This window comes from [Haemophilus] ducreyi (assembly GCF_900109315.1).
GTDB classification, from domain to species: Bacteria; Pseudomonadota; Gammaproteobacteria; order Enterobacterales; family Pasteurellaceae; genus Haemophilus_B; species Haemophilus_B ducreyi.
Genome location: NZ_FOJC01000002.1, coordinates 107691 through 134567, shown reverse-complemented (window position 1 = coordinate 134567; position 26877 = coordinate 107691). Strand labels below are relative to the sequence as shown.

21 protein-coding genes and 4 pseudogenes are annotated in these 26877 nt (G+C 37.5%); 8 read left to right on the top strand and 17 right to left on the bottom strand.

What is annotated here, in order from left to right; translation table 11 throughout:
• Positions 1–185: 185 nt before the first annotated feature.
• From BMX01_RS01875 to BMX01_RS01860, 4 genes are read left to right on the top strand one after another with little or no spacing between them, the layout of a single operon-like run.
• A complete protein-coding gene (locus BMX01_RS01875; RefSeq protein WP_064082817.1) occupies positions 186–1139 on the top strand; it encodes an ABC transporter permease in 954 nt (317 codons plus the stop codon).
• A complete protein-coding gene (locus BMX01_RS01870) occupies positions 1139–3094 on the top strand; it encodes a dipeptide/oligopeptide/nickel ABC transporter permease/ATP-binding protein (protein ID WP_064082816.1) in 1956 nt (651 codons plus the stop codon). Before BMX01_RS01875 ends, BMX01_RS01870 begins: the two co-directional genes overlap by 1 nt.
• Before the next feature lie 29 nt (positions 3095–3123).
• Positions 3124–3930 (top strand): ABC transporter ATP-binding protein, encoded by an 807-nt coding sequence (locus BMX01_RS01865; protein WP_074647651.1) that lies wholly within the window; start codon positions 3124–3126, stop codon positions 3928–3930.
• 6 nt (positions 3931–3936) lie between these two features.
• A complete protein-coding gene (locus BMX01_RS01860) occupies positions 3937–4125 on the top strand; it encodes a hypothetical protein (RefSeq protein WP_064082814.1) in 189 nt (62 codons plus the stop codon).
• An 11-nt stretch (positions 4126–4136) separates the two neighbouring features.
• On the opposite strand, the gene BMX01_RS01855 is transcribed toward BMX01_RS01860, so the two are convergent.
• The 8 genes and pseudogenes from BMX01_RS01855 to bioA all read right to left on the bottom strand — a co-directional run bounded on the left by BMX01_RS01855 (position 4137) and on the right by bioA (position 12206).
• Entirely contained in the window at positions 4137–6005 is a 1869-nt protein-coding gene (locus tag BMX01_RS01855) for an ATP-binding protein (protein WP_074647650.1), read from the bottom strand.
• A 37-nt stretch (positions 6006–6042) separates the two neighbouring features.
• On the bottom strand, positions 6043–6909 hold the full coding sequence (locus tag BMX01_RS01850; protein ID WP_064082812.1) for an EamA family transporter: 867 nt from the start codon (positions 6907–6909) through the stop codon (positions 6043–6045).
• Positions 6910–7047: 138 nt separating this feature from the next.
• Positions 7048–7581 (bottom strand): endonuclease SmrB, encoded by a 534-nt coding sequence (gene smrB, locus BMX01_RS01845; protein ID WP_064082811.1) that lies wholly within the window; start codon positions 7579–7581, stop codon positions 7048–7050.
• Positions 7578–8210: a dethiobiotin synthase gene (gene bioD, locus BMX01_RS01840; RefSeq protein WP_064082810.1), complete on the bottom strand. Its 633-nt coding sequence runs from the start codon at positions 8208–8210 to the stop codon at positions 7578–7580. The genes smrB and bioD overlap by 4 nt, the downstream gene beginning before the upstream one ends.
• The gene (gene bioC, locus BMX01_RS01835) at positions 8203–8979 is read right to left on the bottom strand and encodes a malonyl-ACP O-methyltransferase BioC (RefSeq protein WP_064082809.1); all 777 of its coding nucleotides are present in this window, start codon (positions 8977–8979) and stop codon (positions 8203–8205) included. The genes bioD and bioC overlap by 8 nt, the downstream gene beginning before the upstream one ends.
• Positions 8967–9631, bottom strand: a pseudogene (locus tag BMX01_RS01830) (DUF452 family protein). Before BMX01_RS01830 ends, bioC begins: the two are co-directional and overlap by 13 nt.
• Positions 9632–9646: 15 nt before the next feature.
• Complete coding sequence (locus tag BMX01_RS01825) at positions 9647–10810, bottom strand: 8-amino-7-oxononanoate synthase (protein ID WP_064082807.1); 1164 nt, start codon at positions 10808–10810, stop codon at positions 9647–9649.
• A gap of 83 nt (positions 10811–10893) precedes the next feature.
• Positions 10894–12206: pseudogene (gene bioA / locus BMX01_RS01820) on the bottom strand (adenosylmethionine--8-amino-7-oxononanoate transaminase).
• An 89-nt stretch (positions 12207–12295) separates the two neighbouring features.
• Between bioA and prmB the strand changes: the two are divergent.
• Complete coding sequence (gene prmB / locus BMX01_RS01815) at positions 12296–13240, top strand: 50S ribosomal protein L3 N(5)-glutamine methyltransferase (RefSeq protein ID WP_064082806.1); 945 nt, start codon at positions 12296–12298, stop codon at positions 13238–13240.
• Positions 13241–13306: 66 nt separating this feature from the next.
• Here prmB and greA read toward each other — a convergent pair whose 3' ends face one another.
• On the bottom strand, positions 13307–13783 hold the full coding sequence (gene greA, locus BMX01_RS01810; RefSeq protein WP_010945491.1) for a transcription elongation factor GreA: 477 nt from the start codon (positions 13781–13783) through the stop codon (positions 13307–13309).
• 93 nt (positions 13784–13876) lie between these two features.
• Between greA and dacB the strand changes: the two genes are divergently transcribed.
• Together dacB and purH are read left to right on the top strand one after the other, a co-directional pair.
• A complete protein-coding gene (gene dacB / locus BMX01_RS01805; RefSeq protein ID WP_064082805.1) occupies positions 13877–15325 on the top strand; it encodes a serine-type D-Ala-D-Ala carboxypeptidase in 1449 nt (482 codons plus the stop codon).
• 174 nt (positions 15326–15499) lie between these two features.
• Positions 15500–17086 (top strand): bifunctional phosphoribosylaminoimidazolecarboxamide formyltransferase/IMP cyclohydrolase, encoded by a 1587-nt coding sequence (purH, locus tag BMX01_RS01800; RefSeq protein WP_064082804.1) that lies wholly within the window; start codon positions 15500–15502, stop codon positions 17084–17086.
• Between the two features lie 47 nt (positions 17087–17133).
• On the opposite strand, the gene lptD is transcribed toward purH, so the two are convergent.
• The 3 genes and pseudogenes from lptD to yihI all read right to left on the bottom strand — a co-directional run bounded on the left by lptD (position 17134) and on the right by yihI (position 20587).
• Positions 17134–19464 carry an LPS assembly protein LptD gene (gene lptD / locus BMX01_RS01795; protein WP_074647647.1) on the bottom strand — a complete coding sequence of 777 codons (2331 nt, stop codon included), beginning with the start codon at positions 19462–19464 and terminating at the stop codon, positions 17134–17136.
• A 68-nt stretch (positions 19465–19532) separates the two neighbouring features.
• Positions 19533–19872 (bottom strand): annotated as a pseudogene (locus BMX01_RS01790) (DUF2489 domain-containing protein).
• Positions 19873–20002: 130 nt separating this feature from the next.
• Positions 20003–20587 carry a Der GTPase-activating protein YihI gene (gene yihI, locus BMX01_RS01785; RefSeq protein ID WP_064082802.1) on the bottom strand — a complete coding sequence of 195 codons (585 nt, stop codon included), beginning with the start codon at positions 20585–20587 and terminating at the stop codon, positions 20003–20005.
• Between the two features lie 264 nt (positions 20588–20851).
• Here yihI and gltS point away from each other — a divergent pair, with 264 nt between their 5' ends.
• Complete coding sequence (gene gltS / locus BMX01_RS01780; RefSeq protein WP_010945496.1) at positions 20852–22072, top strand: sodium/glutamate symporter; 1221 nt, start codon at positions 20852–20854, stop codon at positions 22070–22072.
• 68 nt (positions 22073–22140) lie between these two features.
• Here the strand turns inward: gltS and BMX01_RS01775 are convergent, their stop codons facing one another.
• The 5 genes and pseudogenes from BMX01_RS01775 to BMX01_RS01755 all read right to left on the bottom strand — a co-directional run bounded on the left by BMX01_RS01775 (position 22141) and on the right by BMX01_RS01755 (position 26876).
• Positions 22141–22518, bottom strand: a complete 378-nt coding sequence (locus BMX01_RS01775; protein ID WP_064082801.1) for a YacL family protein — start codon at positions 22516–22518, stop codon at positions 22141–22143.
• A gap of 95 nt (positions 22519–22613) precedes the next feature.
• Positions 22614–25488: pseudogene (gene glnE, locus BMX01_RS01770) on the bottom strand (bifunctional [glutamate--ammonia ligase]-adenylyl-L-tyrosine phosphorylase/[glutamate--ammonia-ligase] adenylyltransferase).
• A 61-nt stretch (positions 25489–25549) separates the two neighbouring features.
• Positions 25550–25831: a YciI family protein gene (locus BMX01_RS01765; protein ID WP_064082799.1), complete on the bottom strand. Its 282-nt coding sequence runs from the start codon at positions 25829–25831 to the stop codon at positions 25550–25552.
• 36 nt (positions 25832–25867) lie between these two features.
• Entirely contained in the window at positions 25868–26338 is a 471-nt protein-coding gene (yciA, locus tag BMX01_RS01760; protein WP_064082798.1) for an acyl-CoA thioester hydrolase YciA, read from the bottom strand.
• Positions 26325–26876, bottom strand: a complete 552-nt coding sequence (locus tag BMX01_RS01755) for a septation protein A (RefSeq protein WP_064082797.1) — start codon at positions 26874–26876, stop codon at positions 26325–26327. Before BMX01_RS01755 ends, yciA begins: the two co-directional genes overlap by 14 nt.
• Between the last annotated feature and the right edge of the window lies 1 nt (position 26877).

Genomic DNA, 26877 nt, shown 5'->3' with positions numbered 1-26877 from the left:
AAATTTAACCGTTTTGTTGATAAAGTTGCGCTATTTTTATATTTTAATGAATTTAATTATTCGCTTTTACATCCTAAATCCCTATCCAATTGCCACCTCTTCAATCAGCAACATAGTAATAATGATGATATGATATAGCAGTAAATAGAATTTTTTGGAGTATCTCTACATTTAAGGAGAATAAAATGCAAATCATACTCCGATTATTATGGCGGCGTTTAATGGCTCTTCCCATAATGATCTTAGGTGTTACCGCCCTTGTATTTATCGTATTACAATTCACGCCCGGTGATCCCGCCACTGTTGCGCTAGGAGAAAGTGCTTCGGAAGTCGCTAAAGAAATTTATCGACAACAACACGGCTTAAATGATCCTTTGGTTGTGCAATATGTTCGTTTTTTAGCTAATCTAGTGGTACTTGATTTTGGGCTAACTACACCGCCACAACAGCCGATTATTGATATGATCGCAAAAGCATTTCCACTCACCTTACAACTGACATTGATTGGCGTATTTTTAGCCGCTACCGTCTCTTTTTCTCTCGGTATTTTGGCTGCCCTTTATCGTGATCGTTGGATTGATCAAATTATCCGCTTAATTTCTGTCGCAGCCATTGCAACGCCTTCTTTTTGGCTAGGTATCTTACTCATTCAATATTTTTCCTTAACACTTGATTGGCTACCTTCAGGTGGTTTTGTACCGCTTAGTGAAGATCCACATGAATACGTCCGATCAATGATTCTGCCATCACTTGCTTTAGCTTTACCTGTTTGTGCCTCATTGATTCGTGTCGTACGAACTACGATGGTAGAAGAAATGGATAAAGATTATGTAAGAACCGCTATCGGTAATGGCGTGCCTTATGCAACTGTCATTCGGCATAATGTATTACGCAATGCACTTATTACCCCCGTAACAGTATTAGGTTTACGGGTTGGTTATTTACTTGGAGGAGCGGTCGTTATTGAACAAATTTTTGATCTACCAGGTATGGGAAAATTAATTTTCAATGGCATTGTCAATCATGATTTACATTTAGTGCAAGGCGTAGTTTTAACCATCGCATTCACCTTTGTTTTAGTCAATATTATGGTAGATATTTTATACTTATTTATCAACCCTAAAATCCGGAGTCTATAATGTTTCGTCAAGCATTAGCGCATAGACTTGCGTCAGGCAGTGCAAGGTTTAAATCATTACCCACCAGTTCAAAAATCGCCTTGATATTTATTCTATTTGTTGCCATTATTGCCATTTTAGCCCCCATAGTCGCGCCTTATGATCCTTTACAAACACTGAGACCGGTTCAAGCACCAAGTACAGACTACTTATTTGGTACAGACCGCCTAGGTAGAGATATTTTCTCGCGGATACTATGGGGCGCAAGAACGTCGCTCTTTATTGGTTTAGGTGCGGTTACTTTTGCTATTCTATTGGGCTGTGTATTAGGTGCAACTGCTGCAACCGCTGATAGACTTGGCAATGAAGTGATTATGCGATCAATGGATATCTTAATGGCTTTTCCAGGTATCGCATTAGCTGCTGTATTACTGGCAACTTTTGGTAATTCTGTACCGGTTATTATTATTACCATAGCAGTCGTTTATACGCCACAACTTGCACGTGTTGTACGTGCTAATGTCCTAGCACAATGGGAGGAAGATTATGTTCGTGCTGAACGAGTATTAGGAGGTAGCCGTACTTATATTCTCGTAAAACACGTAGTACGTAATACCGCTGCGCCCGTATTCGTTTTTGCCACCGTTATGGTTGCCGATGCAATTGTTTTCGAAGCTTCGCTCTCTTTCTTAGGGGCAGGAGTACAGCCCCCTTTCCCATCATGGGGAAATATTTTAGCGGAAGGCCGTAATTTGGTGTTAAGTGGTTTTTGGTGGGCAACGACTTTTGCAGGTCTGATGATTCTACTCACGGTACTCGCATTAAATATCTTGGCGGAAGGCTTAACTTATGCCTTAGTCAATCCAAAACTAACACGCTCAACCAAAAATAAAGACGATGTGACTAAACCACTTGCTACTGATGTACAAGAAGCGATGGCAGAAACACTCGCGTTAAAACGCTATTTACTGCGTTTGCACGAAAAAGAAATGTCTCGGACAGACAGAATGATATTAAATCCAAACACAAACGTAATTTTACAGGTTGAGAATTTATCCATTCGTTTTCCCAATCGTTACAATGAAATACCGTTAGTTGATAATATTAGTTTTACTATTCATGAAGGCGAAACAATGGGATTAGTCGGCGAATCAGGCTGTGGCAAATCTATCACGGCGTTTTCGATTATGGGACTATTACCTCAAACAGCGAAAATTACCGGTAAAATTTTATTTACTGATCGCAGTGGCAAACAACACGATTTATTGAAATCAGCTAATTTAAATGCGCTACGTGGCCATGAAATTTCGATGATTTATCAAGATGCGCTCAGTGCATTAAATCCTTCAATGAAGATTAAAGATCAAATGGCACAATTAATTAGCCGAGGCGGTAAACACTCTGCTGAAACGTTATTACATTGGGTAAAATTGGACCCAGCTAAAACCTTAAATCGCTATCCACACGAGCTTTCTGGTGGCCAACGACAACGTGTATTAATTGCTATGGCATTAGCCAGAGAACCTAAGCTATTGATTGCAGATGAACCGACGACTGCTTTAGATGTAACGGTACAAGCTGAAGTTATCAAGCTATTAAATGAATTACGTGAAAAACTCGGTTTTGCCATGGTGTTTGTTAGCCACGATTTAGCATTAGTTGCGCAAATTGCACATTACATTACCGTAATGTATGCCGGTCAAGTGGTGGAAAAAGCACCTACTACGCCATTGCTTGCTAATCCAACCCACGAATATACTCGTGGTCTACTTGGTTCGGTCCTTTCAACGGAAGTGCGTGCTAAGCGTTTATATCAAATCCCGGGGAGTGTTCCATCGCCGTTTGATTTTGCTAAAGGAGACCGCTTTGCTAGCCGTTCATTACGTCCAAATGCCGATCCAAACCAACGATTAACGATGGTAGCGACTGCGGATCATCCGGAACATTTTTGGGCCTCTCACTTAGAGAAAAATTAAAATCCACGCTAATCATTGAGGACTATCCTATGAGCATAAAAGTAGTAAAAGAAAAGCCAATTATTGAATTATCCCATATTGTTGTACAGTTTACTTCTCGTGATAGAAGGTTGTTTAATCCCAAGAAGTTTACCGCCGTAGATAATGTCAGTTTAGCCATTCATGCCGGTGAAACAGTCGGCTTGGTTGGTCAATCGGGTTGTGGTAAATCAACTTTAGCAAATATTATGATCGGTTTACAAAAACCAACCTCCGGCTCTGTGAAATTCAATGGTTTAGAAATGCGGTATAACTGTGCCGAAGCGCGCAAATATTTTGGTAGCCAAGTTTCGGTTATCTTCCAAGATCCTTCAACAGCACTAAATCCTCGTATGCGGGTATTAGATATCTTAAAAGATCCTATGGATATACATAATATTCTGCTACCACAAGAACGTGAAAAACGCGTTTATCAATTACTTTCAAGAGTCGGTTTACCTCGCTCTGTAGCATTAGTTGAGCCAACACGTTTATCAGGCGGGCAAAAACAGCGGGTGGCAATTGCCAGAGCATTAGCACTTAATCCAAAATTGATCGTAGCAGATGAACCAACTTCTGCGTTAGATGTATCCGTACGTGCTCAAGTATTGAATCTACTTGCTGATTTAAAAAAAGAATTAAATTTGGCAATGCTGTTCATTTCTCATGATTTACAAACAGTTCATCAAGTATCTGACCGCATTGTTGTAATGAATGGCGGTAAAGTAGTCGAAACAGGCCGTGCCGATCAAGTATTTAATCAGCCTCGCGAAGAATATACACGTACATTACTTAATGCAACACCGTCCTTGTTATAACACGCTTTGATCTTTTCATCAGGGAGCCAATCGCTTAGGTGGCAACCCAGTCTGCGGGGCTTAGCCTTTGCTAAACGTGCCATCGCACAAGCGGTCAAATATGTGCAAAAAAACACACCAAAAACACCGCTTACCTTAGATACGTTACATTCGCAAGCAGAGCAAAGTTTAGGTGCGCATTATTTAGTTGAATAACCCTTCGTCCATTAAGCATAATGTTGGCTTATCAACCAATGTGTTGCTTGCTCAAGATCAGTTTGCCATTCTTGTTCAATATTGTTCAACCATTCGGCAATGTGTTTTGTCCATTGTTCACCATTATCTCGTTGAGCAAGTTGGGCGATATGTTGTAATTGTTTAAGCCCAACAGCCGCTAATGCACCTTTAATTTTATGCGCTTCTTCTGTAATTTTTTGCCGTATTTCAGGCGATGCCCCTGCCTGCCATTCTGTGAGATAGTGATTCGCGTTCACTAAATAAGTCGGCATTAACTTAGCGAACAAATCAAAATTAGCTAATACCGCTTTTTTACCCATTATCTCAACTAATTCTTTCAACATTTTTTGATCAAAAACTACCGTTGAGTTATCTGCTTGAGGCTTTTGCTGTTGGGTAAGCGGTAAGATTTCAGCTGAATTTTGCATAAAATCGCCACCAAAATAATGATTTAAACATTCCGCCAATGCTTCTAACGATAAAGGTTTATGCAAAACATTATCCATACCTTGTTGCTGATATTCTTGCTTCGTTTGCATAACATTTGCTGTTAATGCAATTAATAATGGTAAATAATCAAGTTGTTCATTTTGATAACGTTGCCGTAATGTTTGTGCAATATCAAAGCCACTCATATCAGGTAATTGAATATCTAACAAAATTAGATCGTAGGTTTGTTCTGCAAATTGGGCTAATGCATCAGCGCCGCTCATTGCCACATCAACCTGACAGCCAAACTTCTCAAGCATCGTACGTGCTACAATCACATTAACTTCAATATCTTCCACCAATAATACTCGTAACGAATGTGCCATAATTTCAACCGCTTTTCGTGCTTTAACGGGCTCGGTTTGAATAGTCAACACAAAGGTAGAACCTTTACCTTCTTCACTTTCTAGGGTTAAATCACCGCCCATTAATTTGGCTATCCGCTTAGAGATGGCTAAGCCGATGCCACTCCCTTGTGCTTTTTTCGCCTGTGCGTTTTCAGCTTGATAAAACAGAGCAAATACTTTTCGTTGTTCTTTGGTTGGAATACCAATCCCCGTATCTCTCAGACTAAAGCTAAAGTGATCTTTATCTAATCGCTTAACCGTTAAATAAACATCTCCACCTGCGGGCGTAAATTTGACCGCATTGCTAACCAAATTCCATAAAATTTGGCTCAAACGTGCATTATCTACATAGATAAAATTTGGTAAATCATCTGCATAACAAATATGAAAGTGAATCTGTCTTTGTGCTGCCATTAAATGCCCGAAATGGCTGATATCGCTAATCAGTTGCGAAAACTCCACTTCTTTTTTAAAAAGCTCGATACGACGACTATCAATTTTTTCCAAGTCAATAATATCGCTAAAAATATGCCCCAGAGAAACGGCGCTAATGTTAATAGTTTTTAAATATTCACGCTGTTGTGCATTTAATTCACTTTCTAATAAAATCCGACTAAGTCCAATAATACCATTGAGAGGCGTACGTAACTCGTGGCTAATGGTTGCCATTAATACGGTTTTATCGCGGCTATTTTTCTCAAGCATCGCATTTAAACGTGCGTCTTGTTCGCGTAAAATGCCTAAATCATAAACACTTTTTTCTAATTGAATTCTTGATTTCTCTAGTTTTTCTACAATTAAATTGAAAAAATAAATCACAAAAGGTGCTGAAACTAAACCAAATGAAATTGAACGCAAAATATCTTGTGCTTTAATTTCGCGGGTAAATAGATAGGTCAAGGCACTTTGTATAATCAATGCATAAAATGCAAGCACAAACACACCAAGTAATGCTGCTTTACCACGCCCTAAACGTAGCACCCAATTGACATAATTTTGGCTACACTTTTTGATTAATTTCATACACCTTCCTTCCACTCAAGCGGTTCCTTTTATGCCTTTATTTCCAATAAAATAAACAAATAATTGAAATAATAGCAATACAAACACCTAAGTAATTAATTTTGTTGATTTTTTCTTTAAAGACCAGAGCACCGATAACCGTTCCTAAGCAAATAACACCTAGATTCATACCGGTAAAGACCAAAGTTGGATCATCTTTCATCACTTGATGTGCTTTAATATAGAATAAAATATTACAAAAATTTAATGCGCCTAATATTAAGCCAACCAACACATTTTTAACATTCCACTTGGTCCGTTTTAATAATAAATAGATAAACATTAAACAACCCGCAAATACGAAGCCGATAAACAATGTCACTGGGAATGCCGATCCTGATTTAGCGATCTGTTTAAATAAAGTGTCGATCAAGCCATAACCAAACCAAACGCCCATTAAACTGATGATAGCCATTTTACCTGCGTTATGCGTGATCCCTTTTTGAGTTCGCCACAGTAAACAGGCTAATGCTATAAATGCAAAGACTAACGCCATTAATTTATGTGCAGTAATTTGCTCACCAAACAAGGTGAAGGCCGCCAAAATAGGTAAAAATAGCGATAAACGTTGGGCGGCATCGGTACGGATAATGCCTGCAAATTCAAGTGATTTTGCTTGAATCAAAAAAATACTAGGCAATAAAAAACCTAATGCAACAAATAGATAAGCAGAAGGATTATTCGCTACAATTTCTACTATTGTTTGTCCTTTAAAGTCAGGCGTTAATAGCCAATAACTCATTGCTGTAGTTACGACATAATTCATTGCGATACTTTGAGCAATATTTACTTGCTTTTGCCGAGCAAACTTGATTAATACACCAACAGCGACACTACATACAATCGCAATAATGAGTTCTAACATAGCATTTTCCTTTTCAGATTATTTTAAGTGGCATTCTACAAATTTTTGCCTATTTGAGATAGCAATAAAGCGCCCATTTTATGAAATCATTAACCAACAAAGTACCGCCACTATTCTCTTATTTGATTGTGGTTAATGTTAAAATAAACATTTTTCAAGGCTTTCCGGCTGTTCAATTAATACGAGAATGGCAGCATCTCCGCCCCATTGTTTTGGCGCTTGATGTAATGCAATTACTTTTGGATGTTGCACTAACCAACGCGGAATTTGCTCTTTCAGAGTACGTGTACCATAACCGGTCATAATACTGGCACAATAAACCTGTTCACGTTCACACGCTAAAATCAACGCCGCTAATTCTGTTTTTGCTTTTTGCCTAGTTAATCCATGTAAATCTAAAAAAAGATCCGGTTGAAAATCGCCACGCCGTAATTGTTTTAAAATATAGGGATCAATATCTGCCCGTAAATATTTAACTTTCTCATTTTCTTCTTTTAATAACGGTTCATACTCATCAGAAAAGAAAAATTCAGTGTCTTTTTGTTGTTGTGTTTCTCGCCATTCACTGACCTTTTTACGTGGCATTGTTTTAGGTACAAACGTATCTTGCTTAATTTTTTTGGTGCCCTTAATTGCTGTTCTAAATAACGCTAAATCATCATGCTCAATCATTGTCTATCCATTACTAAAAATTCGGTATTAGGGAAATGTTGTTTAATATATTGCTGTAAATATAACTGCGTACTCTTGGCTATTTTTTCATCTTCTAGTGGATAAGTATTATAAATAACCGCTTCCACTTCAATTTTATGTTGCTGACAAACCATTAAACTTAATAAAGTATGATTAATCGAGCCCAACTTAGCGGAAGTCACTAAAATCAACGGTAATTGTTGTTCAACGAGATAATCTAATGTTGTTTGCTGTGAATTATAAGGAACCGCCAAACCACCAGCCCCTTCTAATAATACATAGTCATATTTTTGCGCTAATAACGCACTGGCTTGTGCAATTTTTGATGGAAGTATTGGATTATTTTCCATTTCAGCCGCCAAATGTGGCGAACAAGGGTAACGGAATAAATATGGACAAGTTATGCCATTTAAATCTTCTGCCGTTAGTTCAATCCCTTGTAGCTGACAGTGTTTAATATCTGCCGAGATGTGTTGACAACCGGTTTGAATCATTTTTTGCGTAATAACGGAAAAGCCTTGTTGCATCAATCTTTTGGCATAAAAACCTGTCGCAATAGTCTTACCAATATCAGTATCAATACCTGAAACAAAAATTATTTTACCCATTTTTCTTTATTCCCAACATTAAAATAGGCGTATACGTTAAATAAACACCTTGCTCACAAGCAAAATATGCTTGGTATTCCATACAAAATTGCTTAATTTGGTGACGGTTCCAAGGTTTATTAGATACCGCAGTCACACCCGTTTTTTTCAAATGAATTAAGACCGCTAACGGTGAGTCGAACGTTAATTTAATCGGTTGTTCAATAAGCTGACATTGCTCAAAATCCTGTGCTAGCCATTCTTGCCATTGCAATCGTGTTGGATAATTCAGGCCTATACCCGTTAGTTGACGAATTTCTTGCAAATTTAATGGTGAAAAACTATTAAATAAAACCACGCCTCCCGGCTTTAATGCATCTGCACTATTGCGTAAAAATTGTTGCGGATTATCAAACCATTGCACGACTGAAGCTGCACTGACTAAATCAAAATTGCGTGTAAAAACAAGCTGTTCAGCATCGCCTTGCATAAAATCAACAACTACTAGCGGTTTTTTCTGTTTTATTTTTTGCAATACCGTCGGATAATAAATTGCGTTAAAATCATTTAATGTGAGATGTTCAATCGGAATTTTGGCTAATAGTTTTTCGGTTAGATCGCCTGTACCACACCCAATTTCAAGTGCGCGTTGAAAAGTCTTATCTGTGTTTGCTTGTAATAAATCAACTAGCTGATGATTAATTTGTTGCTGAGCAATAGCATACTGATCATATTCAGTTAAATGGCTAACAAATCGTTTAGCAATCAGCTGTTTTGCTAATTTTGCCATAGCTGTTCCCATCAGAAAAAGCGTACCACAAATAGTGTTCACCTTGTTCAAGTGGGCATATTTTTACCGGATATTGTTGCCAAAATCGTTGCTGATTTTCAGCGGGAAAAATTTTATCTTTTTGACCGATAAAGATATGGCTCCAAGGCAATAATTTAGCTGGCAAAGTCTCACCATCAGAAATGGCTTGATTCAAACTATTCAATTCCCATAATACATCAACAAACGGACGATGATCAGGCAATTGTTGATAACGCTCAAACTGTGTTTTACCACCACACATTCGTCGCGCAAACTTAAGCCTATTTACTTCATTTAGGCTAGTTAAAGTCCCATCAAAAATAGCTGTCGGAATACCAAAATCATTATGTTTTGGCAACAATGTACCATTCACAGCCGTGGCAGAAACAAGCGGTATGATTTGACAAACTTTTTGCGCAACCCAACCCCCCATTGACCAAGCAACTAGCCGGATTTGTTGATAGTGGCTCAAATCTGGTCGTTCAAAAGTTAAATCTCGATAATCATAACAAAACAATAAATCATAATTTGGGGGCAATGCCAAATGATTAACTACGGCTAGCGGTGTCGCCCAACCAGCAAAATAAATAATCAAATTTGGTTGATTAGTTGAAAATAATCTGCTTTTCATCATTATCCTCTTGGCTTATAAGCAAGCAATTAAGCCATTTAATTCAGCTTCTGTTAAATCTGCTGTTAATGAAAATCTAATTCTAGCCGTACCTTTGGGTACAGTTGGCGGCCTAATTGGTAAACAATAATAGCCTTGTTGTTGTAAATATTGTGATTTTTCGACTGCGTGCCTATTTTCCCCAACCACAAAAGGCACAATACAACTTTGAGTCGCTAAAGTATCACCATTTCGTAATTCAACCGCTTGTTTTAATTGCTGGCTTAACCGTGCAAGATGTGCTCGTTTGGGCTGAAACTGTGGCAGTTTTTCAAATAAAAAATGAGTCCAAGCGACATTAATTGGCGCTAACGCAGTCGAAAAAATTAACGGCCGCATAGTATTGACCAAATATTGTTTAATGAGCTGATCACAAATTAAATACGCCCCCATTGATGCCAAAGCTTTGCCAAAAGTCCCGACTAATAAATCAATATCATCAATACAATCAAAAAATTCCGCCATTCCTAAGCCATTGACACCATACACGCCTATCGCGTGTGCTTCATCAACATACAACATAACTTCTGTTTGTGAGCTAAACGCCTTTTTAAGTGCAACCAATTGTGGCAAAGGCGCTACATCACCGTCCATACTAAATACGCTTTCTGTCACAATGATAATACGCCTATATTGTCCTGTACATTTTTCAAGCAATTGTGTTAAATGTGCCAAATTATTATGTTGATAGCGATAAAAATCACAGCCTGCTAAACGGATTCCATCAATTAAACTCGCATGCACTAATTTATCTGCCAAGATCAAGCTATGTTTATCCACTAAAGCTGGTAAGATACCAATACTAGCGTGATAACCACTATTAAATAATAACGCCGTTTCGCGCTGAAAACGTTGTGCCAGTAATTGCTCTAATCGCGCATAAATGGGGAAATTCCCCGTTAACAAACGCGAAGACGATGAACTAAACCACTGATGAAGCGGTGCTTCTTGCAAGATATTTTGCAAAAACGTCTGTTGTAATTCGGTATCTGAAGCAAGCCCTAAATAATCATTTGAAGAAAAATTTAACATTTTTCTATTTTGAGCAATAATCCATTTACCTTGATGCTCAATCTCGGGTAATGATCGATTTAAGCCAACTTGAGCAAGTTCAGCTAATTTTTCGGCAAAATAACTCATTTTTCGTTACGACTTCCTTAAAAATAGAGGCACAAACATATGCTTGTGCCTTTTATTGTTACCACTTGCTACGCGTGCAGATTTTACTCGTTATATACTTTTCTTAATACTGCAATTAATTGACTAGTTAAAAAAGTTAATTCAGCTTCGTTAATAATAAAGGGTGGCATAATATACAATAATTTGCCAAATGGTCTGACCCAAATACCGTGCTCAACGAAATAGTGCTGTAACTGTACTAAATCAACCGGTTCTCGCATTTCGATTACACCAATTGCACCTAGCACACGCACATCAGCCACTGCGTTGAACTGTTTTGCAATAGCTAATTGCTGAGTAAGTTGTTGTTCAATACGTTGAATATTTGACCGCCAATCAGTGGCTAATAATAAATTAATTGATTCATAAGCAATCGCACACGCTAATGGATTAGCCATAAAAGTAGGGCCATGCATAAAGCATTTTGCTTCGCCTCCGCAAATAATATTAGCTACTGCGGTAGTCGTAATGGCCGCTGAAAGCGTTAGATATCCTCCCGTCAATGCTTTACCCAAGCAAAGAATATCGGGTACGACATTCGCATATTCTAAAGCAAACAATTTACCCGTTCGACCAAATACGGTGGCAATCTCATCAAAAATTAACAAAATACCAAATTGATCGCATAATTCACGTGCTTTTTGCAAATAAACAGGCGAATAAAAATACATTCCTCCTGCGCCCTGCACAATCGGTTCAAGAATCAAGGCAGCAATTTCATTACCATGCTGTTCAAATAAATCTTGTAATGGCTGTATAGCAGTGTCTTGCCACGGTTCGCCAAATTTGATGCTTAGCTGTGGCAAAAAAACTGAACGGGTAAACTTGAATTAAACAGTCCGTGCATTCCCGTAACCGGATCGCAAACAGACATAGCAAGCCAGGTATCGCCGTGATAACCGGCGCGAATAGTGGCAAATTTTGCGCGCGTTTTTGATGTTTTGGCTGCGCCTATTTGCGATGCTTTAGCTTGTTGATACTGTAATGCCATTTTCATCGCAACTTCTACTGCAACAGAGCCGCTATCCGCAAAAAAGATTTTATTTAAGCTAAGCGGTAAAATTTCTAATAATTTTTGGCAAAGCTTAACCGCTGGTTCATGTGTCAAACCACCAAACATAATATGGCTCATTTTCTGTAACTGATTGATTGCTGCTTGATTTAAGCGCAGGTGATTATAGCCATGTAATGCCGCCCACCATGAAGACATTCCATCAATTAAATCACGACCATCTTTTAAGCGAATTTTTACGCCGTTAGCTGATTCAACGGGGTAAACAGGGATAGGATCAGTCATTGAAGAGTAAGGGTGCCAAATATGTTGCTGATCTAGGTCAATAAGCTCACTTACTTTCATTTTTATTCTCCTGATTATTTACTCGAATTCTAGCACAAAAAGGCATATGGGTATAGAATAGGGCAACTCTCACTTAAAAGAGGTTATATATGTTTGAACATAATTTAGAATTGTTGGAAGAAATATTTGATTCATCAACGAAAGAGGATCTAAAAACAATCCAAGATATGATGCGTTGGAGTTATAGCTATTTTAATGCTTCAGATATTTATTATGGTCATGGTTCAGATAATGCTTGGGACGAAGCAAATCAATTAGTGTTAAACGGATTAAGTTTGCCGATTGATGTACCTGAAACAATGTATTCATCAAATATTACTCGTATTGAAAAAGAACGTATTATTGATATGGTTTCGCAACGCTTAGGTATGCGTAAACCCGTGGCTTACTTAACCAACTCCGCGTGGTTCTGTGGTACAGAATATTATGTTGATGAACGAGTTATCGTACCTCGATCGCCAATTGGTGAATTAATTCAACAGGGTTTTACCGGTATTTTACACGCAGAACCAAAACGTATTTTAGATCTGTGTACCGGTAGCGGTTGCATTGCTATCGCTTGTGCACAACGTTTCCCAAATGCCGAAATAGATGCGGTTGACTTATCGATAGATGCGTTAGATGTTGCGCAAATTAATATCGAACGCCATCAAGTTGCGCATCAAGTCTTCCCTATCAACTCTAATTTATTTAGTGATATTCCCCAAGATAAATATGATCTGATTGTAACCAATCCACCTTATGTAGATGAAGAAGATTTAAATGAAATGCCATATGAATTCCAACACGAACCAAAACTTGCACTAGGTTCTGGAGTAGATGGCTTAGACATTACTAAACAAATCTTAACCAAAGCACCTGATTATTTAACGAATAACGGCGTGTTAGTTTGTGAGGTTGGCAACAGTATGTTGCATTTAATCGAACAATTCCCGGCAGTACCATTTAATTGGATTACATTAAAAAATGGCGGTGTTGGCGTATTTAGCCTAACTCGTGAAGAATTAGTTAAACACCATCATTTATTTGCATAATCAAAAAGCAACAAAAGCGGTCAAAATTTGATAAAATTGACCGCTTTTTTAGCTAAAAAACGCTTATTATTGATATTCTACACTAATAATATCAAATTCTACTTTACCACCCGGGGTAATAATACTGACTGAATCATCGACACTTTTACCCACTAAACCGCGCGCAATCGGCGAATTAACTGAGATTAATCCTTCTTTAATATTGGCCTCATCATCACCAACAATACGATAAGTCACTTCTTCATCTGTATCAATATTCACTAGCCCAACAGTTGCACCAAAAATTACTTTACCATTATTGGTCATTTTTGCTACATCAATCACTTGTGCATTACCTAATTTTCCTTCAATTTCTTGAATCCGGCCTTCACAGAAACCTTGTTGCTCACGCGCTGCGTGATATTCTGCATTCTCTTTTAAATCACCGTGTTCACGAGCCTCTGCAATCGCATCAATAATTTGCGGGCGACGAACATTTTTTAAAAATTCTAATTCTTCACGAAGTAATTCTGCACCACGTACTGTCATTGGAATTTGTTTCATTATCTATCCTTTCTAAAAATTTAAGGTTTACGAATACTATGCAAAGCGATATTATTCAACGTCTTATTAAAAATATCAACTATTCAATTCTCTATGTTGTTAAAATCCATTCACTTATCTCTCAAAAAAACCGCGTTGATTGGTTTCACGCTTTTTTACTCGACTTTTGCCACTGCGGCAATTAATACCAATGCAATTGTAGCTAATTTACCTGCGGGCTCTTCTGCCAGTTTTATTGCTAAAAACCTAGATACTAAGCAGATCATTACACAATATCAAAGTGATATTTTTATGTTACCTGCTAGTACACAAAAGGTGTTTACTGCACTCGCAGCAAAACTTGCTTTACCAAATGATTTCCGCTTTCACACAACACTGTTAACCAATGGCACAATTCAAAACGGTATATTACAAGGTGATTTAATTGCTAAATTTACAGGCGATCCGCTATTAACAAGCGGTCACCTTTATCAATTAATCAGCCAATTGAAGAAACAAGGCATTAGCAAAATTACAGGGGATTTAATTTTAGACACTTCTGTTTTTGCTAGCCATAATAAAGCAACCGGTTGGATTTGGAATGATTTAGCCATGTGTTTTAATTCCCCACCAGCGGCTATCAATGTTGATCATAATTGTTTCCATATTATGCTAGATGCCAACCAAAATGTGGGGGAATTCGCGAAAGTCAACGTGCCTGCTGCTTATCCGGTTCAAGTGTTTAGTTCAGCGTATATTGTCGATAAAGCAGAAGCACCTTATTGTCAATTAGATGTGGTGGTGAATGATAATAACCGCTACCACGTAAAAGGCTGTATGGCTCGCCAAACGCAACCTTTCGGTTTAAGTTTTTCTGTGCAAGATCCTGTAGCATATGGTGCAAATCTAATCAAAGCAAACTTAACTCGTTTAGGCATTGCGTTTAATGGCAAAGTTCAAGAATCACTCAATAAACAACAAGGGCATTTACTTGCAGAACATAATTCTGAACCATTACCAACCTTACTGAAAAAAATGATGAAAAAATCGGATAATCAAATTGCCGATAGTTTATTTCGCATTATTGCTAACCAACAAAAAAATCGCCCCGCTTCTTTTCCATTTGCTAGCCAAACTATACGTCAGTTATTAAAATCAAAAGTTGGCGTACAATTTAATAATAGTGTGGTAGTCGATGGTTCAGGCTTATCAAGACATAATCAAGTGAATGCAAAAACGCTATTACAAGCATTAGAATATATTGCAAATAATGAAGCTAACTTACAATTATTTGAAACATTCCCTATTGCAGGCGTAGATGGCACAATTTCAGGACGTGGTTCTATTATCAAACAACCTCTTGCTAAAAATTTAATTGCGAAAACAGGATCGCTCAAAGGTGTATATAACTTAGCGGGCTTTATGAAAAATGCACGCGGCCAACGCATTGCATTCGTTCAATTTGTAAACGGCTATTCAACCGGTGAACTAGAAAGCAAAACCAAACGTACGCCATTGGTGAATTTTGAGCAACAGCTTTATATGGCGCTCTATAATGAATAACGTTAATCGACTTGGTATGCTATTTTTACTTTGGCACCGACTTTAGAAGGCAAACAAGCGATCTATTTTGCAAAATTTTTCAACAAAAAAACCGCTTGCAGATGAAATAAGCAAACGTTTGCGTTATAATTGACACTTTTTATAGTAAGTATTTATTGTTAAGGATTATTAAATATGGCTATTCAACAAGCATTATTAAGTGTGTCTGATAAAACAGGTATTATCGAATTTGCACAAGGTTTACACACACGTGGCGTGAAATTGCTTTCCACGGGCGGGACTGCAAAATTATTAGCCGAAGCAGGCTTACCTGTTACAGAAGTATCTGATTATACGGGGTTTCCTGAAATGATGGACGGCCGGGTAAAAACATTACATCCCAAAATTCATGGTGGCATTTTAGGGCGTCGAGGCCTAGATGACACAACAATGCAACAACACAATATTCAACCTATTGATATGGTCGTGCTAAATCTTTATCCTTTCGCTGAAACGGTTGCCAAACCTGATTGTAGCTTAGCTGATGCAATTGAAAATATTGATATTGGCGGGCAGACAATGGTACGCTCTGCCGCCAAAAATCATAAAGATGTTGCCATTGTCGTAAATAATCATGATTTTGAGGCGATTCTGACTGAAATGGATGAAAATGCAAATGAACTAACATTAGCAACACGTTTCAACTTAGCAATTAAGGCATTTGAACATACCGCACAATATGATGCAATGATTGCTAACTATTTTGGTCAAAAAGTACCGCCTTATCAAGGTGTTGAAGAGGATCTCAACCAAGTATGCGGTCAATTTCCACGCACATTAAACCTAAATTTTATCCGTAAACAAACTATGCGCTACGGCGAAAATGCCCATCAAAATGCGGCATTCTATGTTGAAAATAACTTACAAGAGGCCTCCGTAGCAACGGCTAAGCAATTACAAGGTAAAGCACTTTCTTATAATAATATTGCAGATACTGATGCCGCACTCGAATGTGTAAAAGAATTTGCAGAACCAGCCTGTGTAATTGTTAAGCACGCTAATCCTTGTGGAGTGGCATTAGGCAAAGATATTTTAGAAGCCTATGATCGGGCTTATCAAACAGATCCGACTTCAGCCTTTGGTGGTATTATTGCCTTTAACCGTGCATTAGATGCTAAAACTGCACAAGCAGTTGTAGATCGTCAATTTGTTGAAGTGATTATTGCGCCAACCATGCTTGAAGAAGCTCAACTTATTTTAGCCCAAAAGAAAAATGTCCGTGTATTAGCATGCGGTGAATTTAGTGTTGCTTCACAACGTTTAGACTTCAAACGCGTAAACGGTGGTTTATTAGTGCAAGAAGCCGATCAAGACATTGTTACATTAGATCAACTCAAAGTGGTTTCAAAACGTCAACCTACTCAAGCAGAATTAGATGATTTACTCTTTTGCTGGAAAGTCGCTAAATATGTTAAATCAAATGCGATTGTCTATGCGAAAAATGGCCAAACGATTGGAATTGGTGCAGGCCAAATGAGTCGAGTGTATTCTGCCAAAATCGCAGGGATTAAAGCGGAAGATGAAGGCTTACAAGTGACAGGTTGTGTAATGGCCTCTGATGCATTTTTCCCTTTCCGTGATGGTATTGATGCAGCAAATAAAGTTGGTATTAGTTGTGTTATTCAACCGGGGGGTTCAATACGCGATCAAGAAGTGATTGATGCAGTAAATGAACACGGTATGGCTATGGTCTTAACAGGTATGCGTCATTTTCGCCATTAATAAAAAGATAAAAATAAAGGCAAGTATCAGCTTGCCTTTATTATTGGTTAGTTAATGCCATATTGTTCTACGTATGGCAAAATCCCTTTACTCAGCATTTTATGCATACCACTACTATAATCATGGCCAAAACGTAATTCAAAATTAATGCCAAATTTATTATCATAATATAAATTGCGAATGCTGTCTTTTGCGCCAATAGGTGTTGTGGTTAATTGACGTGCAACATATAAATTAGCACTCCAACAACACGCGTTATAATTCAACGATAATTGCGTTTCTACTGCTTTTTTCAAAGCAATATCTCGATAATGGCTCGCCATAATTGCCACCTTATCAGTTAAATTCCAACCGATCATACCGCCAATTTGCTTAATATATTGCCCATAGCGGTTAAAACTTAAGTTTTGATTGATGTAATCTTCATTCACATAACGGTAATTAAGCTGAAATACATTCTCTGTACTAGGCTTATATTGTAATGACATATTTGCTAATGATGATTTATGTAAACGCGTATCATATTGATAGCTAGCATGCCAATTCCACTTAGGCTGAAAACGCCAATTGGATTCAACTGACCATGAAGATGAGCGATCTGCCGTACTATCAATCGCTAAGCTATCTACCCTTGATGGTCTCAAATAATAAGTTTGCCCTACACTAATATTAAACACTTCTTCACCGGTTTTCTTATTAAAGAAACGCGTGCTCGCTCCCGCTGTAATTAAATTTGCAGATGAAATACGGTCTAAACCACTATAGCGACGATCATTAAATAATGAGTAATAATCCGTTTGTAATAATGCTGAATCATAGCCTAGACCAACGCTTTCATGTGATTTTGAACCAATTTCACTTTGATCTCTATAAGGGCGATAGACATACTGCAAACGAGGTTCAAGGATTTGTTTGAAACCACTAAACAGTGATTTATCTGCTTCTAATACCGTTTGAAAGTCTAATTTAACTTGCGGAATAATACGGGTTAGCTGTTTTTTTACTTCTTCGGCAATTTGATTCTCTCCCTTTTGTTGTTGGTAATGTGAAGCGTATAATTTTGTTTCAAAATTTAGACTTCCATAATGATTAACAAAAGGAATATTGATAATCGGCTCTGCATGAAAACGCCACGCATTCGGCATTGACTTACTATCATTTTCAAAACGTGCTATCTGTGCAAAAAAACTAAAACGACTGTCTTTAAGAAATTGATCTTGGTAATAATTAAAATCAATTTGCGGTAATACACGATATGGTTTAACATTATCAAATGTATGGAAATCTTTACCTGAAATAGACAAGTTGTACTGCGGTTGATAGTAACCTAATTTAAAATGTTGAAGAGCGTAACCATCTGTTACATTACCATAACTAGAATCAAAATCAGAAAAATAGCGTCGATCACTTACGTTAGTATAATCTACATCTAAATGCCAATCGGTCAAAAAACTCATATTATGACGCCAATGGAATAAATAACGTCTATCGTTCATATCCTTTGGTCGATAGGTATCTAAACGATCATTTGCTAGATATTCGCCAGCCAAAATACCTTGTCCTAACGCAGTTAAATAACGAAACTCTGGATTAATTTGCCACCCACGGCGGGAATAATAGTTTGAAGTAAAGGTTGCATCCATATTCGGTGCAATATCCCAATAAAATGGCTGAGAATAAATGAAGCCATCTTTAGTCGAATGATACAGTTTAGGCGTTAAGATACCCGAACGGCGTTGATCCCCAAGTGGAAATTGCAAATAAGGTGAATAAAAAATAGGTACATCAAAGATCTTAAAACGTGCATGCCACATCTCAGCATATCCTGCTTTAATATGTTGCACCATTTCATTTGCTTCAATTGACCAAGTATTATCATTCAATAAACAAGCAGTAAAACTAGCATTTTTCAAACGCCGTGTTTGTGGCGTAAACTGACCACTTTCTGCTTCACCTCTGCCTTGACGCCCCACTAATTGATAAGTAGTATTCGCCACTTGAGCCTCTTTACTCTGTAAGTCTAGCAAGGCATTATGCCCTTCTGCTTGAATTAGGTTATCTTGATATTGATAGCGACCAATTAAAAATGCTTTGCGATGCTGTGGTGCCTGTTGTTCAATTCGGACGTTATCCGCAAAAATTGAGCGGTTGCCTTGTTTAATAGTAATGTTACCACTATAGTTTGCTTCTTTTGGTTGGTTAATGACCGCACGATCAGCTTCAATTTCAATCGGCATATTGAGTTGGTCAGCCGTAATTTCTTCGCCCGCAAAGTGTGGCACTCTCAGTAAACATTGATGTTTTAAATTAGCTTGAGTGTCTTGACTATAAAGTGCTGAAATGATGAATGTAGACAACACACTATAACGAATCTTCATAACAATTCCTTTTGATAAAGATAGGCATTTCCCATCAGAATATAATTGACGCTAAATATTGACTTAACCTAAGTCAATATGATGGCTAATTGTTTTATATCATCCAACAATTGCTGGCATTCAGCTTTGATTTGCGTTTCGAGTTCCATTTCTTTAGTTTCACGTATTAAATCAAGTTTCATTCGGATATTTGTTTTTAAGGCTTTGCGCTCTGCGAGAATAGGCATATTTTCTACCACTTGATATAAGCTATACATTGCGGAATAGCGACTAAATCCTAAACTCAATACTTCACACAAGGGTTTTAAACGTAATACGCTTTCTGAAAAATCACATTGTGCCGATAACATAGCTCGACTAATCACCTCAATGCTTTCCACAATGCTTGGCTTGCATCGTTTGTTGCAATAATCGTTACTTAGCGGTTTGTTGTTGACGTAATTTAACCAATAAATAGAAAGCATACCCTGCCATAGTAAATACGATCAGGATAGCTAATATGATAAGCACAAACTGAAACATAAACGCTTCCGACTAATTATTTAAATTTATTAATGTCTATCGTTTCAAATTGACGTAGTAAAAGATCCTCGTTATTTTCTTCATCATCTTCAATACCTAATTCAATCATCAGTTCATGTACACGATCTAAACATTCATCAACAAACTGTTGATCTTGAGCTGATAGTACTTTACCTGCTTCTAACTGATCCAATAATTGATTTAAACATTCATTATTTTCTAATTGCGCTAATTCAACTTCCGGTGAAAGTGTTGCTTTTGTGGCGTGATTTGATGGTTCAAGCGCTACGGGTTTAATCATTTGTCCTTTTTCTGGTTTATTGACAAATTCGACCATTAATGGCACTTTTTTGCGACTGCCAACACGTGGATCCCTTTTAACTTTTGCTGACGCTGTCTTTTGCTCTATTATTACGTTACGAGAGCCTGTTGGTAATCCTTTATGCTTACGCTTTTTCTTCTCTTCACGTGCTTGTACATCTAATTCATAGCGTGTTGGTTTCCGCTTTTTACTGTTGCTTATTGGCAACACTGGTTTTTTATCCGCTTTACGTGCTGGCATAATGTCGCTAATACGACGTGTTTTTTTACTTCGACTCATAATCTGCTATTTGTTACTAGGCTTAAAATTAAATGTTCATTCTACAAGGAATTCGATTGGCTGAGAAGAAATAAAAAAAGTAAATATTATTCTGTGAGAAACACTGATCTCACTCAACTTTTTTTAAGTTTAAGGATTTATTAATAAATTTTTCTAATTTTAACAATAAATTTTTTTATACTCATCTTTGACAAATGATCACTATTGTTCTAGTATCAAAACATTATTTTTTAAACATTCATTTAACATTTTAGAGGAGTGCTTATGGAACCTATTGTATTTAATGGTTACCACACATTAATTACTGCGACACTTGTACTTTTAGTCGGGCGGTTTTTTGTGAATAAAATTAAAGTATTACAAGACTTTAATATTCCTGAGGCCGTTGCAGGTGGTTTAATCGCAGCAGTGGCTATTCTCTGCTTATATAATTGGTTTGGCGTTTCTCTACAATTTGAACAAAGCTTACAAAATGCGTTTATGCTAGCCTTCTTTTCATCTGTTGGGTTATCTGCTGATTTCTCACGTCTAAAACAAGGTGGTATGCCATTAGTGATTTTCCTGGTTGTCGTCAGCCTCTATATTATTATCCAAAATGTGATCGGGGTTGGCTTAGCCAGTGCCTTAGGGCTAGATCCAATGATAGGCTTACTCACCGGTTCAATCACATTAACAGGTGGTCACGGTACGGGTGCGGCTTGGGCGAAAATCTTTTCAGAAGAATATAATATTACCGGCGTAATGGAAATGGCGATGGCATCAGCCACTTTTGGTTTAGTGGCTGGTGGGTTAATCGGTGGGCCGATTGCACGGCGATTAATCAATAAAATGAAAAAAGATCGCTCGCAACAGATCACTAAACGGGTAGATACCTCTGCAGAACAATATGACGGCAGTACTTTCGAAGATCACGATTCTATTCGTTATATCACCGCTAGCTCTACCATTGAGACTATGGCACTCTTTGCTGCTTGTTTAGGTTTTTCATCTATTATCGTCAACACTTTTCCTGATATTAGTTTACCTCAATTCGTCTGGGCTCTGGGTTTCGGGGTTATCTTGCGTAATGTTTTAACTAAAGTATTCAAATTTGATATGTTTGACCGTGCTATTGATGTGTTCGGTAATGCTTCTTTAAGTATGTTCCTAGCAATGGCCTTAATGAGTATCAAACTGTGGGAATTAACGGGGCTAGCCGGTCCAATGCTGATTATTTTAGTGGTGCAAACGTTAGTGATGATTCTCTACGGTTATTTCGTTACGTATCGTGTTATGGGTAAAGATTATGATGCCGCTATTTTAACTGCCGGTCATTGTGGTTTTGGATTAGGCGCTACGCCAACAGCGGTGGCTAATATGCAATCTGTAACTGAAAAATTTGGGTCTTCACATAAAGCTTTCTTAATTGTGCCATTAGTTGGAGCTTTTTTTGTGGATATATTAAATTTGGCGGTAATTACTTCGTTTGTGGATTTCTTACGCTAATGTGATTATTATCATCAAACAAAAAGAGTGCAATTAAGCACTCTTTTTTATTGAATCCATTGCCTTGCTTAATGGTAAGTGCTACTAAACTTATGGTATGCCTGTAAAAAGCGTTCAAAATCTTCTAAACCACAAAACGCAACACTTTCTTGATCATAAAGTTGCAGACCTTCTTCCACAATAACTTCATCTATCGCCATTGCCAAATTATTTGCTTTAACGATTACTTCATCGCAATCAAAATACAAACTATATTCTTGGCCTTCAAATACGCATTCATAATGGTTTGGAAATGCCGCACGACATTTTTCAATTTCAGCTAAAATATTATGTAGATTTTGTGTATGGCCAATAATTTCTGTATTTAACCAACGCGCAAATACTTCATGTTCCATTGAACATTTCGCCACAATCCCGTGTATTGAATGCGTAAATTGATATTCCATTGTAAACTCCTTGTTTAACAATTTTTCAACTATTATAAAGTAAACAAGCGCACGGATTTAGTAAAAAATTAGCTAAAACTGACCGCTTAGTCTGCTCATTCATTATCAGTAAAAATTTGTTGCCAAATTTTCGTCACAAATGCTCTTTCTGATACAAATTCAGTATCATTAACTATGCTGGGTAATTGTAATAAATTCAATTGATGAATCCGATTTCTAATGTGAGTATAAGCATTCTTTAAGCCTTCGCCAACGTGTTGACTCAGAATGCCACATTCAATCGCTGCGGTAAAAATGCGTACATTATCTGACCAACTTCGCCATTTCCGGATAACAATGAGCATATTCTAATACGATACTTTGTGCAATAAATTCAATATCCGTAATGCCACCTTGATCAGTTTTCAAATTGAATTGCCCTGTGCTTGTTTTGGTTAAATGCTGATACATTTTATGTCGCATTTGGCTAATTTCTTGGCGTAATCGACCGCTTGTACGCGCTAAACAAAGTGTTGTACGCCGAATTCGACTAAATTCATCGATTAAGCTAGCTGAACCATACACACAACGGCCACGAACTAATGCCTGAGTTTCCCAAGTCCAAGCTTCATGTTGTTGATAATATTGATACGCTTGGAAAGTACTGACCAACAAGCCGGCATCGCCTGATGGCCTTAAGCGCATATCTACTTCATATAATACGCCTGCGCTAGTATTTAAATTAAAAATCGAGTTAATCTTTTGGGCAAGTTTTAAGTAAAATTGATGGTTGGAAATCGATCTTCGACCGCTTGTTTCCCCCTCTAGCGGCGCATTGTGTAAAAAAACAAGATCTAAGTCAGAATTATAGCCCAATTCTAATCCGCCTAATTTACCATACGCAATCACCGCAAAACCTTGTTCATCTTCTGCTAAATGGGTTGGTTTGCCAAAACGTTTTACTAATGATTTCCACACCATATTGACCACTTCACTTATGATTGCTTCCGCTAAATAAGTGAGATGATCGCTAATTTTCATTACCGGCAAAACGCCTAAAATATCAGCGACCGCAATGCGTAATAAATGCCCTTGCTTAAATTGCCGTAACGCATCTATTAAGGCTTCTTCATCTTCTTCAGGAATACGAATTAAATATTCGGTTAACTCGGTTTTATACTGTTCAAATTCAATCACTTGCATCAAACTTTTGTTGATGATGAATTCATCTAATAACATAGGATAGCGTGCAATTTGTTCGGCGACCATAATTGAATGGCCACAAAGCCGTTCTAAAAGCAGTAGAATTTGATCTTTTTCTTGCAATAGTTCCAAATAAGTCGTGCGGGTAGTCACTCTGTCTATAATATTCAGCAGGCGTGGCAATACCACTAAATAATCAGTTTTACTACAAATGCTGTGCATAACTTTAGGCATAAGCTGACCAAGCACTTTGCGTCCTCGCACACCAATTGGTCGTTTACTCCAATCCTGTAAGGTATTCGCCAAAAGATGAAAGATCGTTGCATAATCTTCAGTTGCCACCGGATAATCGCGTAATACTTCGGCTAATTCTAGTTGACGAATTTCAGGATGCAAAATATCTTGCCAAATAGCCAACTGTTTATTGATCGGCGATTGATCCGCTTGTTCTTCTTCACCGATAAGCTGGTTAAAAATCGCCCTAACATGCTGTTGATGTTGCGCTAGCGTGAACAAAAACTGTTGCCACGATTGCCAATGATATTCGATCATAAGCGGTTGGTTTTGTTGATCTTTTTGCCAATACGATTGACACGCATACATTATCCTTGCTTGATTCTCCGCATCAGCCGGTAAAGATTGTGTCTGCTGATCATCAATTGCCTGTAAAACATTTTCTAATTGTCGATGAAAAATATATGCATCACCTAAATGCTTGACTTGCTGTTTAGTCAATAAATTAAGCGTAACTAAATGTGGCAACACTTGTAATAAACTACGTTGTTGTAAAATTTTATCCCGCCCACCCCGTATCATTTGGAATGTTTGTACAATAAACTCAATTTCACGAATGCCGCCTGCGCCTAATTTAATATTATCCTGTAAATTACGGCGTAATACTTCTCGACTAATTTTTTGCTTCATTTCACGTAAAGATTGAATCGCACTAAAATCAAGGTAACGGCGATAGACAAAAGGGCATAACATTTGTTGCAAGTAACGGTGATTCATATCCGTTAAATCTTCACCAAGAATTTTCGCTTTGATCATCGCATAGCGTTCCCAATCACGCCCTTGTTCTTGATAATAATCTTCCATTGCTGCAAAGCTAAGCAATAATGCGCCATTATCGCCAAAAGGCCGTAATCGCATATCTGTCCGATAAACAAAACCATCTACCGTAATTTCATCTAATGTTTTAATTAAACGTTGCCCTAAACGAGTAAAAAATTTGCTATTTTCAATTGTTTTATGACCGCCTACCGTCTGCCCCGCTTCGGGATAAGTAAAAATTAAATCGATATCTGAAGAGAAATTCAATTCTCTGCCACCTAATTTTCCCATACCAATAATTAATAAGGGTTGTATTTCACCTAAACCATTCACAGGCGTGCCATATTCTGCACAACAACGGGTAAATAACCAATCTCGCGCGGCAAGAATTATGGCCTCTGCTAAATCAGATAATTGCTCAAAAACAAACTCAACCGTTGCTAATTTATTTGACTGAATAAAACTTAAGCGCGCCATTTCACGATGCCTAAAGTTACGCAAACAATGGCTTAGTTGCGCTTCATCGTTAATCGTTGATAAATGTATTGTTAATCGTTCAGCATAATTGCCACAATCTGCTACTGTCGGCAATTTTCGTTGCCAATCATTACGTAAATCAGCTTGCTTTTGTAGCGTTTTTTTCACGAAATTTGACATAGCCACTGCGATTGCAAGCGGTCTATTTTCTCCCGTATTCACAAGTGGTAAGCAGGTAAAATCAAGTTGAGAACACATAAAATAGGATGATTATTGAAGAGAAAAGCACAAATTTTCATTTGTACTTTTATATTGAAGATTAAAACACTTTATTAAATGGTTTGATGATAATATTTTGATAAACACTCGCGCTGACATAAGGATCTTGTTCAGCCCAAACTTGTGCGGCCGCTAATGAATCAAATTCCGCAATCACTGTCGAACCGGTTATATTATCCCCTTCTTCACTAGGATTAGGCCCCGCGGTTAATAACCTGCCCGCGGTTTGTAATTCGGTTAGGCGAGCTAAATATGCTGAACGAACAGCCAAACGAGTAGCTAACATATTTGGTTTATCTTGTGCAAAAATAACATAATACATTCTATTTTCTCCGTTTGTTGCTATAAGTTAAACCGCTTAAGACTCGATCGCTTGTTCAGATAAACATCGTTCAATTCTTACTAAAGCTTCATCTAACTCCGGATTATTATCCCGTGGAATAGCGCGTGATTTACCTATATTATCAATGGCAACATAAGTAAATAATGCTTCAGTGACCCGAAAACACTCACGTGAGCCATCGTAAACCTGTTTAATAAATATTTCCACTTTAACTTGCATCGAAGAACGGCCAACTTTTACCACCGAGCCATAACAACAGACTACATCACCCACTGAAATTGGACGATGAAAAATCATTTTATCCACGGTCACCGTAACTACACGTCCTTTAGCTACTTCTTTAGCTAAAATTGCCCCCCCCAGATCCATTTGTGACATAATCCAGCCACCAAAAATATCTCCATTTGCATTGGCATCTGACGGCATAGCAAGCGTTCTGAGTAATAATTTACCCGAAGGTTGCTCATTAGGCTTATTTTTGTTCATTGTTATTCTCCAACTTTTTAATATATGGATAAAGATAAATACCCGTTATAATTACTGCCACAAGACTTAAACCAGTAAAACCAAAGGTTTTAAATGTCGCCCAAGTATCATCTGAAAATAATTGACTAATAATAATATTAATCAACATACAAATAATAAAGAAAATCGCCCAACCAAGATTAAGTCTGTTCCAAACTTGTGTTGGCAGGTTCAATTCTTTTGCCAATAACATTTTGACCACCGGCTTATGAAAAACATATTGACTAATCAACAATACCGCCGCAAAAAGCCCATTGATAATAGTAACTTTCCATTTCAGAAAGGCTAAATCATCGAAATACGCAGTCAATATTCCGAAAATAATGACCGATAGCCCCACTATCCATTGTGAGGTTTCAAGTTTTTTAAATAAAATACGGACTAAAATTAATTGCAAAATCGTAGCTAATACTAGCGTAATCGCCGCAGCTTGCACGCCAACCAATTTATATACAGCAAAAAATAAAATTAGCGGGATAAATTCTAATAATTGTTTCATA

Coding starts and splice junctions, on each gene's coding strand:
- dacB (WP_064082805.1), top strand. CDS start 13,877: ATGTTGTTAAAATCCATTCACTTATCTCTCAAAAAAACCGCGTTGATT.
- lptD (WP_074647647.1), bottom strand. CDS start 19,464: ATGAAGATTCGTTATAGTGTGTTGTCTACATTCATCATTTCAGCACTT.
- bioC (WP_064082809.1), bottom strand. CDS start 8,979: ATGGCAAAATTAGCAAAACAGCTGATTGCTAAACGATTTGTTAGCCAT.
- BMX01_RS01825 (WP_064082807.1), bottom strand. CDS start 10,810: ATGAGTTATTTTGCCGAAAAATTAGCTGAACTTGCTCAAGTTGGCTTA.
- BMX01_RS01755 (WP_064082797.1), bottom strand. CDS start 26,876: ATGAAACAATTATTAGAATTTATCCCGCTAATTTTATTTTTTGCTGTA.
- BMX01_RS01850 (WP_064082812.1), bottom strand. CDS start 6,909: ATGTTAGAACTCATTATTGCGATTGTATGTAGTGTCGCTGTTGGTGTA.
- prmB (WP_064082806.1), top strand. CDS start 12,296: ATGTTTGAACATAATTTAGAATTGTTGGAAGAAATATTTGATTCATCA.
- yciA (WP_064082798.1), bottom strand. CDS start 26,338: ATGAACAAAAATAAGCCTAATGAGCAACCTTCGGGTAAATTATTACTC.
- smrB (WP_064082811.1), bottom strand. CDS start 7,581: ATGATTGAGCATGATGATTTAGCGTTATTTAGAACAGCAATTAAGGGC.
- yihI (WP_064082802.1), bottom strand. CDS start 20,587: ATGAGTCGAAGTAAAAAAACACGTCGTATTAGCGACATTATGCCAGCA.
- BMX01_RS01865 (WP_074647651.1), top strand. CDS start 3,124: ATGAGCATAAAAGTAGTAAAAGAAAAGCCAATTATTGAATTATCCCAT.
- BMX01_RS01875 (WP_064082817.1), top strand. CDS start 186: ATGCAAATCATACTCCGATTATTATGGCGGCGTTTAATGGCTCTTCCC.
- purH (WP_064082804.1), top strand. CDS start 15,500: ATGGCTATTCAACAAGCATTATTAAGTGTGTCTGATAAAACAGGTATT.
- bioD (WP_064082810.1), bottom strand. CDS start 8,210: ATGGGTAAAATAATTTTTGTTTCAGGTATTGATACTGATATTGGTAAG.
- BMX01_RS01870 (WP_064082816.1), top strand. CDS start 1,139: ATGTTTCGTCAAGCATTAGCGCATAGACTTGCGTCAGGCAGTGCAAGG.
- BMX01_RS01765 (WP_064082799.1), bottom strand. CDS start 25,831: ATGTATTATGTTATTTTTGCACAAGATAAACCAAATATGTTAGCTACT.
- BMX01_RS01855 (WP_074647650.1), bottom strand. CDS start 6,005: ATGAAATTAATCAAAAAGTGTAGCCAAAATTATGTCAATTGGGTGCTA.
- greA (WP_010945491.1), bottom strand. CDS start 13,783: ATGAAACAAATTCCAATGACAGTACGTGGTGCAGAATTACTTCGTGAA.
- gltS (WP_010945496.1), top strand. CDS start 20,852: ATGGAACCTATTGTATTTAATGGTTACCACACATTAATTACTGCGACA.
- BMX01_RS01775 (WP_064082801.1), bottom strand. CDS start 22,518: ATGGAATATCAATTTACGCATTCAATACACGGGATTGTGGCGAAATGT.